Source organism: Gordonia aquimaris, from assembly GCF_026262595.1.
GTDB classification, from domain to species: Bacteria; Actinomycetota; Actinomycetes; order Mycobacteriales; family Mycobacteriaceae; genus Gordonia; species Gordonia tangerina.
In genome coordinates this window covers 1-236 of sequence record NZ_JAPKFM010000096.1, presented here as the reverse complement: position 1 = coordinate 236, position 236 = coordinate 1, and the positions used below count along the sequence as shown (strand labels likewise).

Annotated in this window: 1 pseudogene; it reads right to left on the bottom strand. The window is 64.0% G+C overall.

Going from position 1 to position 236, the window contains the following annotated elements:
• Positions 1–206 (bottom strand): annotated as a pseudogene (locus OSB52_RS25220) (hypothetical protein); the annotation flags it as partial.
• Positions 207–236 lie beyond the last annotated feature (30 nt).

Here is a 236-nt window from a genome sequence, read left to right as displayed (position 1 = left end):
GACGTCTGATAGAGGTGCGCGGAGAACAGGTCCTTGCTCATTCCATTGAGCCGACCGTGATCGATCCACCATTGGGTAGCTGATAGGCCCGCCCCAAGATGGATCATGTCGCACCCGGATGTCGCCGAGGCCGCGGTGAGGCCACCGGCACCCCCGACGACGACCTGACCGCAGGGAGCCGACGCGCCCGATTCTTGTGTTCCCACACCGTCACCGTGGTCCCAGTTCGAGGTTGC